The 13374-nt window shown below is 63.7% G+C and carries 22 protein-coding genes; 1 reads left to right on the forward strand and 21 read right to left on the reverse strand.

Features of this window, described 5'->3' with window-relative positions; translation table 11 throughout:
* Positions 1 to 21: 21 nt before the first annotated feature.
* The 14 genes from IYY11_RS14210 to rpsE all read right to left on the reverse strand — a co-directional run bounded on the left by IYY11_RS14210 (position 22) and on the right by rpsE (position 10106).
* The gene (locus tag IYY11_RS14210; RefSeq protein ID WP_124739174.1) at positions 22 to 363 is read right to left on the reverse strand and encodes a LapA family protein; all 342 of its coding nucleotides are present in this window, start codon (positions 361 to 363) and stop codon (positions 22 to 24) included.
* A gap of 113 nt (positions 364 to 476) precedes the next feature.
* Positions 477 to 767 carry an integration host factor subunit beta gene (ihfB, locus tag IYY11_RS14215; RefSeq protein WP_196392648.1) on the reverse strand — a complete coding sequence of 97 codons (291 nt, stop codon included), beginning with the start codon at positions 765 to 767 and terminating at the stop codon, positions 477 to 479.
* Between the two features lie 45 nt (positions 768 to 812).
* The gene (gene sppA / locus IYY11_RS14220; RefSeq protein WP_196404456.1) at positions 813 to 1784 is read right to left on the reverse strand and encodes a signal peptide peptidase SppA; all 972 of its coding nucleotides are present in this window, start codon (positions 1782 to 1784) and stop codon (positions 813 to 815) included.
* 97 nt (positions 1785 to 1881) lie between these two features.
* Positions 1882 to 2199: a divalent-cation tolerance protein CutA gene (cutA, locus tag IYY11_RS14225; RefSeq protein ID WP_029648653.1), complete on the reverse strand. Its 318-nt coding sequence runs from the start codon at positions 2197 to 2199 to the stop codon at positions 1882 to 1884.
* Between the two features lie 7 nt (positions 2200 to 2206).
* Entirely contained in the window at positions 2207 to 3697 is a 1491-nt protein-coding gene (locus tag IYY11_RS14230) for a DegQ family serine endoprotease (RefSeq protein WP_196404457.1), read from the reverse strand.
* Between the two features lie 265 nt (positions 3698 to 3962).
* Positions 3963 to 4376 carry a 50S ribosomal protein L17 gene (gene rplQ / locus IYY11_RS14235; RefSeq protein WP_018406001.1) on the reverse strand — a complete coding sequence of 138 codons (414 nt, stop codon included), beginning with the start codon at positions 4374 to 4376 and terminating at the stop codon, positions 3963 to 3965.
* Between the two features lie 180 nt (positions 4377 to 4556).
* The gene (locus IYY11_RS14240) at positions 4557 to 5576 is read right to left on the reverse strand and encodes a DNA-directed RNA polymerase subunit alpha (RefSeq protein WP_196404458.1); all 1020 of its coding nucleotides are present in this window, start codon (positions 5574 to 5576) and stop codon (positions 4557 to 4559) included.
* Positions 5577 to 5660: 84 nt separating this feature from the next.
* Complete coding sequence (gene rpsK / locus IYY11_RS14245) at positions 5661 to 6050, reverse strand: 30S ribosomal protein S11 (protein WP_196399695.1); 390 nt, start codon at positions 6048 to 6050, stop codon at positions 5661 to 5663.
* Between the two features lie 123 nt (positions 6051 to 6173).
* A complete protein-coding gene (rpsM, locus tag IYY11_RS14250; protein WP_018406003.1) occupies positions 6174 to 6542 on the reverse strand; it encodes a 30S ribosomal protein S13 in 369 nt (122 codons plus the stop codon).
* A 207-nt stretch (positions 6543 to 6749) separates the two neighbouring features.
* Complete coding sequence (locus IYY11_RS14255; RefSeq protein WP_196404459.1) at positions 6750 to 7337, reverse strand: adenylate kinase; 588 nt, start codon at positions 7335 to 7337, stop codon at positions 6750 to 6752.
* On the reverse strand, positions 7334 to 8674 hold the full coding sequence (gene secY / locus IYY11_RS14260) for a preprotein translocase subunit SecY (protein ID WP_196404460.1): 1341 nt from the start codon (positions 8672 to 8674) through the stop codon (positions 7334 to 7336). The genes IYY11_RS14255 and secY overlap by 4 nt, the downstream gene beginning before the upstream one ends.
* 151 nt (positions 8675 to 8825) lie before the next feature.
* Entirely contained in the window at positions 8826 to 9302 is a 477-nt protein-coding gene (gene rplO, locus IYY11_RS14265; RefSeq protein WP_196404461.1) for a 50S ribosomal protein L15, read from the reverse strand.
* A 10-nt stretch (positions 9303 to 9312) separates the two neighbouring features.
* On the reverse strand, positions 9313 to 9522 hold the full coding sequence (rpmD, locus tag IYY11_RS14270; protein WP_014890745.1) for a 50S ribosomal protein L30: 210 nt from the start codon (positions 9520 to 9522) through the stop codon (positions 9313 to 9315).
* Between the two features lie 11 nt (positions 9523 to 9533).
* Complete coding sequence (gene rpsE / locus IYY11_RS14275; RefSeq protein WP_196404462.1) at positions 9534 to 10106, reverse strand: 30S ribosomal protein S5; 573 nt, start codon at positions 10104 to 10106, stop codon at positions 9534 to 9536.
* Here rpsE and IYY11_RS14280 point away from each other — a divergent pair.
* Positions 10023 to 10247: a hypothetical protein gene (locus IYY11_RS14280; RefSeq protein WP_196404650.1), complete on the forward strand. Its 225-nt coding sequence runs from the start codon at positions 10023 to 10025 to the stop codon at positions 10245 to 10247. The genes rpsE and IYY11_RS14280 overlap by 84 nt on opposite strands.
* Here IYY11_RS14280 and rplR read toward each other — a convergent pair.
* The 7 genes from rplR to rplN are packed head-to-tail and all read right to left on the reverse strand — an operon-like array spanning position 10244 to position 13344.
* Positions 10244 to 10606 (reverse strand): 50S ribosomal protein L18, encoded by a 363-nt coding sequence (rplR, locus tag IYY11_RS14285; RefSeq protein ID WP_018406008.1) that lies wholly within the window; start codon positions 10604 to 10606, stop codon positions 10244 to 10246. The two genes, IYY11_RS14280 and rplR, sit on opposite strands and share 4 nt — an antisense overlap.
* 9 nt (positions 10607 to 10615) lie before the next feature.
* Positions 10616 to 11149, reverse strand: coding sequence for a 50S ribosomal protein L6 (gene rplF, locus IYY11_RS14290; protein ID WP_196404463.1), 534 nt, complete (start codon positions 11147 to 11149; stop codon positions 10616 to 10618).
* Positions 11150 to 11181: 32 nt separating this feature from the next.
* Entirely contained in the window at positions 11182 to 11580 is a 399-nt protein-coding gene (gene rpsH, locus IYY11_RS14295; RefSeq protein WP_014890749.1) for a 30S ribosomal protein S8, read from the reverse strand.
* A 10-nt stretch (positions 11581 to 11590) separates the two neighbouring features.
* Positions 11591 to 11896, reverse strand: coding sequence for a 30S ribosomal protein S14 (gene rpsN / locus IYY11_RS14300; protein ID WP_014890750.1), 306 nt, complete (start codon positions 11894 to 11896; stop codon positions 11591 to 11593).
* Between the two features lie 47 nt (positions 11897 to 11943).
* Positions 11944 to 12666, reverse strand: coding sequence for a 50S ribosomal protein L5 (gene rplE, locus IYY11_RS14305; RefSeq protein WP_246719987.1), 723 nt, complete (start codon positions 12664 to 12666; stop codon positions 11944 to 11946).
* Positions 12659 to 12976, reverse strand: a complete 318-nt coding sequence (rplX, locus tag IYY11_RS14310) for a 50S ribosomal protein L24 (protein ID WP_196404464.1) — start codon at positions 12974 to 12976, stop codon at positions 12659 to 12661. Before rplX ends, rplE begins: the two co-directional genes overlap by 8 nt.
* The gene (gene rplN / locus IYY11_RS14315; protein WP_018266630.1) at positions 12976 to 13344 is read right to left on the reverse strand and encodes a 50S ribosomal protein L14; all 369 of its coding nucleotides are present in this window, start codon (positions 13342 to 13344) and stop codon (positions 12976 to 12978) included. The genes rplX and rplN overlap by 1 nt, the downstream gene beginning before the upstream one ends.
* Positions 13345 to 13374: the final 30 nt, after the last annotated feature.

Consider the following 13374-nt stretch of genomic DNA (forward strand, 5'->3'; position numbering starts at 1 on the left):
AGGCGCGACAGAGACAGCCGCTTAGCTGCTCTTCACTCTCTTATCGGCCGGCAGGCTCGCCAACGCCTGCTGACGCAGCTTGTCGATCTCCACACGCGTCTTGCGCGCCTCGGCGCGAGCGATCTTCGCGGCGCGGCGTACGGAGAGATGCCCCAGCCAGGAAGAGATCCCGCCCGCAAGCACGCCAATCGCCATCGACGCCAGAACGACAAGGAAGATCGGCGCCTCGAAAGAAGGACCCGATCCGTCGCTCGGCGCGAAGGGATCAAGCCCGATGCGCACCGAGCCACGATTGGCCATCGAGAAAAACAGAATGATGAGCGCCAGAGGAACGAAAACGATGACGCGCAGGATGGACTTCATAACATCTCCCTCTTGCCGGCGCCGCGCAACACGCTGGGCAGCCGCACATATAGCCGCCGCTTCGCCGCTGCCGCGCGTCCCGAAACCAGAGGACGCAGCCGCTTTAGATCGCCTCAGGCCGGATAATTCTCGTTGAGGCGCTCGCGCATCTCTTTACCGGTTTTGAAGAACGGCACGCTCTTTTGCTGCACCGACACCTGCGCGCCCGTGCGCGGATTGCGGCCGGTGCGCGCATCGCGTTTCTTGACCGAAAACGCGCCGAAGCCTCGCAATTCAACGCGATCGCCCCGCGCCAATGCCGAGGTGATCTCGTCAAGAATCGTGCTGACGATTGTCTCGACGTCGCGCTGGTAAAGATGGCCATTTCGGCGCGCGATACGTTGAATAAGTTCCGACTTTATCATGAGCCGATCCAATATGTTAGCGTCGAACAAAGCGCGACGCCCGAGTCAGTTTGCGGGCGAATGCTGCCAAATCGCCAAAAGGCCGTCAAGCTCGCCGCTCCGTTCGAGCAGAATTGATTTTTCTAAAAAACCGGCGATCGACTCCAATCCGGCGACCCGCGCGAGGCCGGCGGCGGCGCCGACAAGCCCAAGCCGCTCGAGGCTGGATTTCTTCTTCCACTCGCGCACGGGCATGTCTTTCGCGATTCCCTTGTTGGCGACCAGCCAATCGATGGCCTCGCGCTGGCCGCCGATGAGATCGACAAGCTTCAGCGGCACGCCCTGGCGCGCGGTGAAGACACGGCCGTCAGAGACCTTCGCCAGTTCCGCGTCGTCAAGCTTGCGCCGCTCCTGAACCAGCGCCTTGAACCAAGCGAAGGAGTCAGCGACAAGACTGGCGACCGCCTCGCGCGCCTCCGGGCTCGTCGGTTCGAGCCCGTTCGGCGCGGCCTTGAGCGGCGACGATTTTATCGTCTCGACCTCGACGCCCCAATTATTAAGCAACTTCGAGACGTTGGGATATTGGAACAACACGCCGATCGAGCCGACCAGCGAATTGCCGCGCGCGACGATCGTGTCGGCGGCGAGCGCGGCAATATAGGCGCCGGACGCGGCCACCGTCCCGACAACGGCGACGACGGGCTTCTTCTCGGCGACGCGCCGAACCTCCTCATAGAGCCGTTCGGAGCCTGTCGTCGTGCCGCCGGGACTCTCGATCTCCAGCAGCAGAGCCTTCGTCTGGCTCGATTCCCCGATCTTCTTGATCATATCGATCGTATCATCGTCGCCGGTGATGACGCCCTGCAGCTCGAGGCGGGCGATATGCGGCGTGAGCTTATCCGCCGAGTCGGCGCCGCCGAGCCGCACCACGGCGACGAGGCCCGCCAGACCCAAGGCGAGCAGGGCGGCGAAACGCCACCAGCCCAGCTTGCGGCGAAGCCTGCGGCGATCAACGAAATAGTCGGTGGGAGGTGACATCCAAGGGTCCCGAAGGCTGGCGCGGCGCAAGGAGCGTCGCCGCGCAGGAAAGGTAATGCCGAGATCGACGGTTTAAAAGACGCCCGGCCGGGCGCGCTTACCGTCGCGTGGCCTCCATCGCCCAGGCGAGATAATCTTTGTCCGCCTCGGCGACGTCGATGCGCAGAATTTCCGGCGTCTCATAGCTATGCAGACGGCGGACCAGTTCGGCAAGCGCCGGATAGTCGTCACCGCGCGCTTTCATGTGCAACAAGAACTCAGGCTCTTCGCGCATTTCGTCCTTCCAGACGTAGTGGCTGCGAATGGGATGTATCTGAACGCAGGCGGCGAGCTTTGCGGAGAGCGCCGCCCGGGCAAGCGCGCGCGCCTTTTCCTCGTCGTCGATCGTCGTGACGAGGATCGCAAGCGCGCTCATGCCGATCCTAGCCGCCGATGACCGTCGTGAACACCTGCCCGCCGCGCGCCAGGGTGATCTTCCAATAGTAGGCGCGCCCTGCCGTTACGCTCTCCAGATCGCGCGTCGTCCCGATCTTTTGGTCATTGACGGCGAGAATGATGTCGCCGCGCTGCAGATTGAGCTGCTGCGCATAGGAGCCGTCGTCGACCTCGGACACGACGACGCCATTGGCGGTTCCCTGCACCGACATCTCTTCGACGACCGCGGGAGAAATATTCATGACCGTGGCGCCGGCGAAAGGCGACGCGCCCTTTATCCTGATCGCGTCGCGCGGCGGCGTTTCCGGCGCAGGCGCGAGTCGAATTTGCGCAACAATCTTTTTGCCGCCGCGCAATACGCCGAGCGTCGCCTGCCCGCCAATCGGCTTGGTGGCGAGCCGATAGCCGACCGCCTCCGGGTCATCGGCCGTCTGGCCGTCGACCGAGATAATGACGTCGCCGCGCTTCAGACCGGCTTCGGCTGACGGCCCCTTCGGATCGACGTCGGCGAGCAAAGCGCCGGTGGGACGATCGAGCCCGAGGCCGTCGGCGATCTCCTGCGAGAGCGTTTGCAGCGTCGCGCCCATCCAGGCCCGCCGAACCTGCTTGCCGCCGCCCTTTGCGGCGGCGATCACGCTCTTGACCATATTGACGGGAATGGCGAAGCCGATGCCGACCGAGCCGCCGGACTTCGAGAAGATCGCGGAATTGATGCCGACGACGCGCCCGTTCATATCGACCAGCGGTCCGCCCGAATTGCCGGGATTGATCGCCGCGTCCGTCTGAATGAAGAAGCCATAGTCGCTGATGCCGACATGGGTGCGCGAAAGCGCCGAGATAATGCCTTGCGTCACCGTTTGACCGACGCCAAAGGGATTGCCGATCGCGAGCGTCAAATCGCCGACTTCAAGCGCGTCCGAATCGCCAAGCTCCATGGTCGGAAAATTGGCGCCGTCGACGAGCTTCAACACCGCGAGATCGGTGCGCGGATCGCGCAACAAAATCTTCGCGGCGAATTCGCGCTTGTCGGCGAGCGCCACCTTCACGTCGGTCATGCCCTCGATCACATGGTTGTTGGTGACGACGAGGCCGCTTTGATCGACGATCACGCCCGAGCCCAGCGACTGCGCCATGTTGCGCCCCGGCATGCCGCCGCCCTCGCCAAAAAATCGACGAAAAATCGGGTCATCGAACAGCGGATTGGCGGGCATGCGCTCGACCCGCGACGCGAAGACGTTAACGACTGCCGGCTGCGCCTTTTTGACGACCGGCGCGAAGGAATTCATCAACTCGCCGCGGCTCGTCGGCACGGCGCGATCGGGCGCCGGCGGCGTAAAGCTCTCGACACGGCCAGGCGGCCTTGGCGAAGCGGTCTGAGCCTGTTCAGGCGAGACTTCGGCGCGCGCGAAGGCCAAAGGCGCCGCGAGGGCGCAGGCGAGCGCCGCAGCCATAAAAATGTGATGCGCCGAAATCTTCATGAAGCGCTCCGTGGCTCGTTTTTGCCGGCGCATTTATAGACGCAAAGACGCGAGACGATAAGAATGCGCTGCGATGATGGTTCAGTGCGGAGAAGCGCCGACGAGGCGCCAGCCGGAAGCGCAATCGCCGATATGCGGCTTCCGCGCGAGGTTCTCGGACGCTTCCTTGCTCTTAAAACGCTTTCGGCGCCGCATCCCCGCAATCGAGATACGACGCCGTGTTTGCTGATCATGATGACGATCGAAACGGTCGCCTTTGAGCCGCTTACGCCGCCGCCTCTCCTTCGTGGACGGGTCCGGAGTCCTGCCCCCTGGCGTTCACGTCGCGATCGACGAATTCGATGACCGCAAGCGGCGCATTGTCGCCATAGCGGAAGCCCGCCTTCAGCACGCGCGTATAGCCGCCGTTGCGATCCTTGTAGCGAGGTCCGAGCACGTCGAAGAGCTTGCCGACGAGCTTGACGTCCTTGATCTTGGCGATCGCCTGCCGGCGCGCGTGGAGGTCGCCGCGCTTGCCGAGCGTCACGAGCTTTTCGACGACCGGACGCAGATCCTTCGCCTTCGGCAGCGTCGTGACAATCTGCTCATGCTTGATGAGCGCCTGCGCCATATTGGCGAACATCGCCTTGCGGTGCTCATGCGTGCGCCCGAAGCGGCGCTTCTTGTGACCGTGATACATGCGGCTCTCCGTTGATTATGCGGCCGCCGTGCCAAGGAACGGCCGTCTCCATTATTTCCCTCTCCCGCTCGCGGGAGAGGGTGGCCCCGCGAAGCGGGGTCGGGTGAGGGTATTTCCCGCGCCCTCATCCGTCGCGCATTCGCGCGACACCTTCTCCCGCAAGCGGGAGAAGGGGGAAACTCAGTAGTGTTCCTCAAATCTCTTCGCGAGATCGTCGATGTTCTCCGGCGGCCAGCCAGGGACTTCCATGCCCAGATGCAGACCCATCTGCGCCAGCACCTCCTTGATCTCGTTCAAGGACTTGCGGCCGAAGTTCGGCGTGCGCAGCATCTCTGCTTCCGACTTCTGGATAAGGTCGCCGATGTAGACGATGTTGTCGTTCTTCAGGCAGTTCGCCGAACGCACCGAAAGCTCCAACTCGTCCACCTTCTTCAGCAGCGCCGGATTGAAAGCGAGCTGCGGAATCGACGGCGCGGCCTCTTCGCGGCGCGGCTCTTCGAAATTGACGAAGACGTTGAGCTGGTCCTGGAGAATGCGCGCCGAATAGGCGACCGCGTCTTCCGGGCTCATCGCGCCATTCGTCTCGACCGTCAGCGTCAGCTTGTCATAGTCGAGAACCTGGCCCTCGCGGGTGTTTTCGACGCGATAGCTGACCTTTTTAACCGGCGAATAGAGGCTGTCGATCGGGATGAGGCCGATCGGCGCGTCTTCGGCGCGGTTGCGGTCGGCGGGCGCATAGCCCTTGCCGTTCGCGACGGTGAACTCGATGCGGATCTCAGCCCCCTCGTCGAGCGTGCAGATGACAAGTTCAGGGTTGAGGATCTGCACGTCGCCCGTCACCTGGATGTCGCCCGCGGTGACGGCGCCCGGCCCCGTCTTCTTGAGCGTTAGGCGCTTCATGCCATCGCCCTGATATTTGATGGCGATGTCCTTGATGTTGAGGACGATGTCAGTCACGTCCTCGCGCACGCCGGGGATCGACGAGAACTCATGCAGCACGCCGTCGATGTGAATCGACGTGATCGCCGCGCCCTGCAGGGACGACAGCAGAATGCGGCGCAGGGCGTTGCCAAGCGTCACGCCAAAGCCGCGCTCCAGCGGCTCGGCGACGGCGGTCGCGCTGCGCTTGGGATCGTCTCCGGCCGTGACTTCGAGCTTGTTCGGCTTGATGAGTTCCTGCCAGTTCTTCTGGATGCTCACGTGGAGGCCTTTCCTTGAAGCTCCTGAGTGCGGCGTTGGGGCATGCGCCACGCCGCTCGAAATCAAATCAGACAATCTGAATACTCAGACGCGGCGGCGCTTGCGCGGCCGGCAGCCGTTGTGCGGGATGGGCGTCACATCGCGGATCGACGTGACGGTGAAGCCCGCCGCTTGCAAGGCGCGCAGCGCCGACTCACGGCCGGAGCCCGGACCGGAGACTTCGACTTCAAGCGTGCGCACGCCATGCTCGCCGGCCTTGCGGGCGGCGTCTTCGGCGGCCATCTGCGCGGCGTAGGGCGTGGATTTGCGCGAGCCTTTGAATCCCATCGCCCCGGCGGACGACCACGACACAGTGTTGCCTTGTGCGTCGGTGATGGTGATCATGGTGTTGTTGAACGTCGAATTCACATGCGCGACGCCGGAAACGATGTTCTTGCGCTCGCGGCGGCGAACGCGCGTTGTGTCCTTAGCCATTGTTCAGTCTGCCTTTCGATATCGACGCCGCCGTAGTTCCAGCGGCTCCACCTGGACAGTCGGCAGTCGGGCTTCGGCAGTCGGAAAAACCGAATGCCGACTGCCGACTAACGACTGCCGGAATTACTTCTTCTTGCCGGCGATCGGCTTCGCCTTGCCCTTGCGGGTGCGGGCGTTGGTGTGCGTGCGCTGGCCGCGCACGGGGAGCTGGCGGCGATGGCGCAGGCCGCGATAGCAGCCGAGATCCATCAAGCGCTTGATGTTGATCGCGACTTCGCGGCGCAGATCGCCTTCGACCATGTAGTCGCGGTCGATCGTTTCGCGAATTTGCAGAACTTCCGCGTCAGTGAGCTGCGCCACGCGGCGCTCGGCCGGGATGCTCACCTTCTCGCAGATTTCCTCTGCCTTCTTGGCGCCAATGCCGTGAATATACTGGAGCGCGATGACGACGCGCTTGTTGGTCGGGATATTAACGCCTGCAATACGGGCCACTTTGTCTCTCCATGTGAGAAGGAGCCTGAAGCTCCGGGATGACGCCCGCGTCCGGTGGAGCCCGGCCCATGCGCGCGGTTGTGAACCGTCTTCATACGAAAACAGGCCCCGCCCCCCAATCCGGGAGCCGGAGCCGACTGTCCAACAACGTGAAGACTGCCTATTTAGGGGTCAACGGGTTGAGGGTCAAGCGATTTCGCGAAAAATCTAGCCGGCGCCCGACAGGGCGCGATCAATCTCCGCGGTTACATCCTCGATCGGCGCCATGCCGTCGATCTTCGTCAGTTCGCTACGCTTCGCATAATGCGCCGAGACCGGGGCCGTCTGGGCCCGATAGGCTTCGAGCCGCGTCTTGAAGCTTTCCGGATTGTCGTCGGCGCGCACCGCGCCGCCCGCGGCGCGGGTTTCATCCACCCGTTTGCGCATACGGTCGACGAGCGCGCCTTCGTCGACGGCGAGCTCGAGCACGGCGTCGAGCGACAAGCCCCTGCGCACGAGAAGCTCTTGCAGCGCCTCGGCCTGCGCCACAGTGCGCGGGAAGCCGTCGAGAATGAACCCGCTGGAGCAGTCAGACGCGCCGAGCCGTTCGTCGATCAGGCCGATCACGACCTCGTCCGGCACCAGCGCGCCAGCGTCCATGATCTCCTTGGCCCTGAGGCCAATCGGACTTTTCGCCGCGACCGCGGCGCGCAGCATGTCTCCTGTCGACAGCTGCGGCACGCCGTGCTTTTCGACCAAACGCGCCGCCTGCGTTCCCTTGCCGGCCCCGGGCGGACCGAGCAGCACCAGCCTCATCGGGCGCGTTTCCCGCCGCGAAGCTTGGTCTTGCGTATCAGCCCCTCATATTGCTGCGCCTGCATATGACCGTGGATCTGCGCCACAGTATCCATGGTGACGCTGACGACGATGAGCAGAGACGTGCCGCCGAAATAGAACGGCAGATTGGCGTAGGCGATGAGCCCCTCCGGAATGATGCAGATGATCGCCAGATAGGCCGCGCCGAGCACCGTGATCCGCATCAGCACTTCGTCGATGAATTTCGCCGTGCGTTCGCCAGGGCGAATGCCCGGCACGAAACCGCCGTGCTTCTTGAGATTGTCCGCCGTCTCGACCGGATTGAAGACGATCGCGGTGTAGAAGAAGGCGAAGAACACGATCAATCCGACATAGGCGAGCATATACAGCGGCCGACCATGCCCGAAATAGGCGGAGATCGTCGCGAAGATGCTCTCGCTGCCGGTCGATTGGTAGAAATTCGCCACGGTCGTCGGCAAGAGCAGCAGCGACGATGCGAAGATCGGCGGGATGACGCCGGACGTGTTCAGCTTCAGCGGCAGGAAGGACGTCTGTCCCTCATAGACCCGGTTGCCGTGCTGCCGCTTGGGATAGGTGATCAGCAGCCGCCGCTGCGCCCGCTCCATAAACACGATGAAGGCGACGACGGCGAAGGACATGATGATGACGCCGATGATCAGCGCCGTCGAAATGGCGCCCTGCCGGCCCAGCTCCAAGGTCGACACAATCGCCGATGGAAAGGCGGCGACAATGCCCGCGAAGATAATGAGCGAGGACCCGTTGCCGATTCCGCGCGAGGTGATCTGCTCGCCAAGCCACATCAGGAACATCGTGCCGCCGACCAGCGTCACGACCGTGGTGATGCGGAAGAACATGCCCGGATCGGTGACGACGCCCTGCTGGCCCTCGAGCCCGATCGCCATGGCGTAGGCTTGGAAGGTCGCGAGCGCGACGGTGAGATAGCGGGTATATTGGTTGAGGACCTTGCGGCCCTGCTCGCCCTCTTTCTTCAGCGTCTCGAGCGTCGGAATCACCGACGTCAGCAGCTGAATGATAATCGACGCCGAAATATACGGCATGATGTTGAGCGCGAAGATCGCGCGGCGCTGCACGGCGCCGCCCGCGAACATGTTGAAGAGCTCCAGCATGCCCTTTGACTGGCCGAAAAAGCTTTTCGCGAAAGCCTCGGGGTCGATGCCCGGCAGCGGCACGTAAGTGCCGAGGCGATAGACGATCAGCGCGCCCAGCGTGAACAGGATGCGCTTTTTCAATTCCTCGGATTTGCCGAAGGCGGAGAGATTGACGTTGGCCGCGAGCTGCTCGGCTGCCGATGCCATGAAGGAACTCCCCTGTCGCGCCGCTGTCGACGCGACGCATTTGTTGGGCTCAGCGCTCGGAGCTAGCAGCGCGCGAGGCTCGCCCGCTCCGTTCGGAGCGTTTGTATAAAACAGCGCAGCCGCTCAAGCGAGAGCGGCCGCACTTTTTGCTTTAAGGCGCCGGCGTGTCGCCCGCGAGAAGTTTCACCGAGCCGCCTGCGCCCTCGATGGCCGCGACCGCCGATTTGGACGCCGCCGAGACCTCGAAGGCGAGCTTTGCCTTCAACTCGCCCTGGCCGAGGATCTTGACGCCGTCGCGCGGTCTGGTGACGACGCCGGCCGCAAGCAGCGCCTCGATCGTCACCGGCGTGGCGGCGTCGAGCTTGCCGGCGTCGAGCGCCTGCTGAATGCGCCCGAGATTGACCTCGTTGTAGTGGGTCGAGAACGGATTGTAGAATCCGCGCTTCGGCAGACGCCGATGCAACGGCATCTGACCGCCCTCGAAGCCCTTGATCGCCACGCCGGTGCGCGCCTTCTGGCCCTTGACGCCGCGCCCGCCGGTCTTGCCCTTGCCGGAGCCGATGCCGCGGCCGACCCGCATGCGGTTCTTGCTCGCGCCGGGATTGTCGGTGATTTCATTAAGTTTCATGGCCGCGTCCTCACTTCCCGTCGACGGTTTTGGCGTCGACGATTTTCACGAGATGCGCCACCTTAGCGATCATCCCGCGCACGGCCGGCGTGTCTTCCAGCGCGCGGCGGCGGCCAATGCGCGTCAGGCCGAGGCCAAGAAGCGTACGGCGCTGCCGTTCGGGACGGCCGATCGGGCTGCCGATCTGTTCGACGACGATCTGCTGCGTGCTCTTCGTCATGGGTCGTCTCCTTACGCGTCGACGGCGTCGGCGTCGACGCCTTGACGGCGCGACTGCAGCACCGAAACTTTAAGCGAACGGCGCGCCGCGACGGCGCGCGGCGAGTCTTCGCGGCCAAGCGCATCGAAGGTCGCGCGGATCATGTTGTAGGGATTGGACGACCCCTGGCTCTTCGCCACGACGTCGTGCATGCCCAGCGTTTCGAAAATCGCGCGCATGGGCCCGCCGGCGATGATTCCGGTGCCCGCCGGCGCCGCGCGCAGGATGACGCGGCCTGCGCCGTGGCGGCCATGAACGTCATGATGCAGCGTGCGGCCTTCGCGCAGCGGCACGCGGATCAACGCGCGCTTGGCCGCTTCCGTCGCCTTGCGGATCGCCTCAGGCACTTCGCGCGCCTTGCCGTGTCCATAGCCAACGCGGCCCTTCTGGTCGCCGACGACGACGAGCGCGGCGAAGCCGAAACGCCTGCCGCCCTTCACCACCTTCGCGACGCGATTGATGTGGACCAGACGATCCACAAATTCGCCGTCGCGATCGTCACGATCCCGATCGCGGCCGCGACCGCCTTCTCCTTCACGCGCCATTGTCTCTTCCGTCACTTACGCGGCGTGATGCGCCGCTCGCTTCCTTCACTGCCGACCCATCGGATCGACGCCCGGCGCATCTGCGCCGGCACGCATTCCGCGCGAGAAGCGCACGCCCTCAACGGCGCGCGCCCCAGTTAGAACTCCAGACCGCCCTCGCGGGCGCCGTCGGCCAGCGCCTTGACGCGCCCGTGATACATGTAAGCGCCACGGTCGAAAACGACCTCTTTGACGCCCTTGGCGACGGCGCGCTCCGCGAGGAGCTTGCCGACGACCTTCGCCGCCTCGACGTCCGCGCCGGTCTTCAGACCCTCGCGATTCGCCTTCTCGAGCGAAGAGGCGGCGGCGACCGTCGCGCCCTTCTCGTCGTCGATGATCTGCGCATAGATCTGCTTGGACGAGCGAAACACCGAAAGGCGCAACCGCCCCTTGGCGCGTTCACGGATCGCCCGGCGCACCCGCGCCTTTCGACGCTGTTCGACTTTGACATCCCTGGCCATGGCGGGTCCTTACTTCTTCTTGCCTTCCTTGCGGAAGATGAATTCATTGGCGTATTTGACGCCCTTGCCCTTGTAGGGCTCGGGCGGGCGCAGGGCGCGGATCTCGGCGGCGACTTGCCCGACCTGGCGCCGATCCATGCCGCTGATGCTGATTTCCGTCGGCTTCGGCGTCACGATCGCGATGCCGGCCGGAATCGGATAGCTCACGTCATGCGAATAGCCGAGCGCGAGTTGCAGCGTTTTTCCCTGCACCGCGGCGCGATAGCCGACGCCGGTGATCTCGAGCTTCTTTTCAAAGCCCGTGGTCACGCCGACGACGATATTGTTGATCTGGGCGCGCGCCGTGCCCCATAGCGCGCGGGCGCGCTTGGTTTCATTGCGCGGGTCGACCGTGATGGCGTTGTCCTGCTGGACGACGGAAACGTCGTCGGGCGCCAGAAACTCCAGCTGACCCTTCGCGCCCTTCACCTGCACGAGCTGACCGTCCACCTTGGCGGTGACGCCGGCGGGAAGGACGACAGGCTTCTTGCCGATACGAGACATGATTGAAAATCCTGTTTGATGAGGCGCAAGGTCTAGAAGACCTTGCACAGCACCTCGCCCCCGACATTATTCTCGCGCGCCGCGTGATCGGCCATGACGCCCTTCGGAGTCGACACGATGGTGACGCCGAGGCCATTCGCCACGCGCGGCACTGCGTCAACCGCCGCATAGACCCGGCGACCCGGGCGCGACACGCGTTCGATCTGCTTGATGACCGGCTCGCCGTCGAAATATTTCAGTTCGATCTCGAACTCGGTCCGGCCATTGCCGAAGTCGGTGCTGCTATAGCCGCGGATATAGCCCTCTTCCTTCAGCACGTCGAGCACATGCGCGCGCAGCTTCGAGCCCGGAGAGGACACCTTGTCCTTGCGGCGCATCTGTGCGTTGCGGATGCGGGTGAGAAGATCGCCCAATGGATCGTTGATCGCCATCTGCGTCCCCTTACCAGCTTGACTTCACGAGGCCGGGCACCAGGCCGCGGGACCCCAATTCACGCAGCGCAATGCGCGACATTTTCAGCTTGCGATAAAAGCCGCGCGGACGGCCCGACACTTCGCAGCGGTTGCGCACGCGAACGGGCGCAGAATTGCGCGGGAGCTCAGCAAGCTTGAGACGCGCCTCGAACTGCTCTTCGACGCTCAGCGTCTTGTCGTTCGCAACCGCCTTCAGCCGCGCGCGCCGCCCGGCGTAGGACTTCACGAGCCTTCGCTTCCGCTTGTTGTTCTCAATCGCGCTTTTCTTCGCCATTAACAGTTTCGCCTTTCAGTATCCGCGTTTGAGGAGCTGTTACGCCCTCACTGCCGGAACGGGAAATTGAACGCCTTCAGCAAGGCGCGCGCCTCTTCGTCGGTCTTGGCCGTCGTGCAGACGATCACGTCCATGCCCAGGATCGACTCCGCCTTGTCGTAGTCGATTTCGGGGAACACGATGTGCTCCTTGATGCCGAGCGCATAGTTCCCGCGTCCGTCGAAGGACTTCGGATTCAATCCGCGGAAGTCGCGCACCCGCGGCAGCGCCACGGTGATCAGACGATCCAGAAACTCATACATCCGCGTCTTGCGCAGCGTCACCTTCGCGCCGATCGGCATGTTCTCGCGCAACTTGAAGGTCGAGATCGCCTTGCGCGCGCGGGTGACGACCGGCCGCTGGCCGGCGATAAGGCTAAGGTCGGCCGCCGCCGACGTCGCCTTCTTGCTGTCGTTGACGGATTCGCCGACGCCCATGTTGAGCACGATCTTCTCGATCGTCGGCACTTCGAGCGCGTTCTTATAGCCGAACTGCTTCTGCAACGCTTCGCGCACGACCTCATCGTAATGCTTGCGCATGCGCGGCACATAGGAGCCGTCCGCGCCGACCGCTGCCGCGTCGTCGCCGGATGTCGCCGGCCTTTCCTTAGCCGCAGGCTTTTCGCCGGATTTGGCGGCGGCCTTCTTGGGCTCCTTCGCCTCCGCGCCCTCGGCGGCGGGCTTTTGAGCCTTGGCGGGCTTTTCGGCCTTGGGCTTCTTTTCCTCAGCCATCGATCAATTCTCCGGAACGCTTGGCGACGCGGACCTTGCGGCCGTCGTCGAGAATCTTGAATCCAACGCGCGTCGCTCTGCCGTCCTTGGGATCGGCGACCGCAAGATTCGACAAATTGATCGGCGCGGCCTTGTTGATGATGCCGGCTTCGCGATCCTTGGTCTGACGCTGATGGCGCTTGACGATGTTGACGCCGTCGACGACGGCGCGGCCCTCGTCGGGAATCACGCGCAGCACCTCGCCGCTGCGGCCCTTGTCGCGGCCGGCGAGAACGACGACTTTGTCGCCCTTCTTGATCTTGGCGGCCATTACAAAACCTCCGGGGCGAGCGAGATGATCTTCATGTGGTTCTTGGCGCGCAGCTCGCGCGGCACCGGCCCGAAGATGCGGGTGCCGATCGGCTCTTTCTGATTGTTGATCAACACCGCGGCGTTCGAATCAAAACGGATCACGGAGCCGTCGGCGCGCTTGATGTCCTTCGCGGTGCGAACGACGACGGCCTTCAGCACATCGCCCTTCTTGACGCGGCCGCGCGGAATCGCCTCCTTGATCGACACGACAATAATGTCGCCGACGCCGGCGTATTTGCGCTTGGAGCCGCCCAGCACCTTGATGCACATTACGCGGCGCGCGCCGGAGTTGTCGGCGACGTCGAGATTGGTTTGCATCTGAATCATGGCTTACCCGCCTTTCGTTCCGGTCTGGTT

Origin of the sequence: Methylocystis sp. H62, from assembly GCF_015709515.1 — a bacterium.
GTDB lineage: Bacteria > Pseudomonadota > Alphaproteobacteria > Rhizobiales > Beijerinckiaceae > Methylocystis.

What these genes read in the sequence shown, in the direction of transcription:
- rplQ (WP_018406001.1), bottom strand. Translation starts at nt 4,376, where the DNA reads ATGTATCACGGTCACAAGAAGCGCCGCTTCGGGCGCACGCATGAGCAC.
- rplO (WP_196404461.1), bottom strand. Translation starts at nt 9,302, where the DNA reads ATGAAACTTAATGAAATCACCGACAATCCCGGCGCGAGCAAGAACCGC.
- rpsN (WP_014890750.1), bottom strand. Translation starts at nt 11,896, where the DNA reads ATGGCGAAGAAAAGCGCGATTGAGAACAACAAGCGGAAGCGAAGGCTC.
- rplF (WP_196404463.1), bottom strand. Translation starts at nt 11,149, where the DNA reads ATGTCTCGTATCGGCAAGAAGCCTGTCGTCCTTCCCGCCGGCGTCACC.
- rpsE (WP_196404462.1), bottom strand. Translation starts at nt 10,106, where the DNA reads ATGGCGCGTGAAGGAGAAGGCGGTCGCGGCCGCGATCGGGATCGTGAC.
- rplR (WP_018406008.1), bottom strand. Translation starts at nt 10,606, where the DNA reads ATGGCCAGGGATGTCAAAGTCGAACAGCGTCGAAAGGCGCGGGTGCGC.
- rpmD (WP_014890745.1), bottom strand. Translation starts at nt 9,522, where the DNA reads ATGACGAAGAGCACGCAGCAGATCGTCGTCGAACAGATCGGCAGCCCG.
- rplE (WP_246719987.1), bottom strand. Translation starts at nt 12,666, where the DNA reads ATGGCTGAGGAAAAGAAGCCCAAGGCCGAAAAGCCCGCCAAGGCTCAA.
- cutA (WP_029648653.1), bottom strand. Translation starts at nt 2,199, where the DNA reads ATGAGCGCGCTTGCGATCCTCGTCACGACGATCGACGACGAGGAAAAG.
- IYY11_RS14255 (WP_196404459.1), bottom strand. Translation starts at nt 7,337, where the DNA reads ATGAGGCTGGTGCTGCTCGGTCCGCCCGGGGCCGGCAAGGGAACGCAG.
- secY (WP_196404460.1), bottom strand. Translation starts at nt 8,674, where the DNA reads ATGGCATCGGCAGCCGAGCAGCTCGCGGCCAACGTCAATCTCTCCGCC.
- IYY11_RS14230 (WP_196404457.1), bottom strand. Translation starts at nt 3,697, where the DNA reads ATGAAGATTTCGGCGCATCACATTTTTATGGCTGCGGCGCTCGCCTGC.
- ihfB (WP_196392648.1), bottom strand. Translation starts at nt 767, where the DNA reads ATGATAAAGTCGGAACTTATTCAACGTATCGCGCGCCGAAATGGCCAT.
- rplX (WP_196404464.1), bottom strand. Translation starts at nt 12,976, where the DNA reads ATGGCCGCCAAGATCAAGAAGGGCGACAAAGTCGTCGTTCTCGCCGGC.
- rpsK (WP_196399695.1), bottom strand. Translation starts at nt 6,050, where the DNA reads ATGGCTAAGGACACAACGCGCGTTCGCCGCCGCGAGCGCAAGAACATC.
- IYY11_RS14210 (WP_124739174.1), bottom strand. Translation starts at nt 363, where the DNA reads ATGAAGTCCATCCTGCGCGTCATCGTTTTCGTTCCTCTGGCGCTCATC.
- rpsH (WP_014890749.1), bottom strand. Translation starts at nt 11,580, where the DNA reads ATGGCGATCAACGATCCATTGGGCGATCTTCTCACCCGCATCCGCAAC.
- rplN (WP_018266630.1), bottom strand. Translation starts at nt 13,344, where the DNA reads ATGATTCAGATGCAAACCAATCTCGACGTCGCCGACAACTCCGGCGCG.
- sppA (WP_196404456.1), bottom strand. Translation starts at nt 1,784, where the DNA reads ATGTCACCTCCCACCGACTATTTCGTTGATCGCCGCAGGCTTCGCCGC.